The following is a 462-nucleotide window of genomic DNA, read 5'->3' as shown; positions in this document are numbered from 1 at the left end:
TTTATTCATTGTGACTGTCTCCTGTCTACTACAGTTTAAATGACACACCAATGCGATAACTGTTTTCCGATAAATTATCTCTGCCGTTGTAAACACCCTGACGGTCAAGGTAGTCATATTCTATGTATGGCGTAATATCGGGCGTCATATGGTATTGTAGAACAAATGCATTTTCCGTCGCCCATTTCTTATGGTTTGCATAGCGATAATCGTTCTGTTTGCTGTATAGCGTCGTTTGCCATGCGAAGGTGAAATCACTATTAATCTGGTAAGTGACATATCCATCCCAACGATGAACGTTATCACGAGACATATCACCGGATAAGTCTTGTTGTCGGTAAGCTTTCCAGTCGTAACGATAGCGAATGCCAAAATTAAGATCTTTTGTCGCGTCCCAGGACAGTTTTACGTAGGGTCCGTAGCGTGTGCCGTTGCTGCTAAAATGCGTTAACATTCCCGGGC

The 462-nt window shown here is 42.9% G+C and carries 1 pseudogene; it reads right to left on the bottom strand.

Features of this window, described 5'->3' with window-relative positions:
• Positions 1–28 precede the first annotated feature (28 nt).
• Positions 29–462, bottom strand: a pseudogene (gene nanC, locus K0040_RS22515) (N-acetylneuraminic acid outer membrane channel NanC); the annotation flags it as partial.

This window comes from Terrisporobacter petrolearius (assembly GCF_020748185.1).
GTDB classification, from domain to species: Bacteria; Bacillota; Clostridia; order Peptostreptococcales; family Peptostreptococcaceae; genus Terrisporobacter; species Terrisporobacter petrolearius.
Note: the sequence above shows the minus strand (reverse complement) of the source record. Positions and strands in the feature narration are given on the sequence as shown.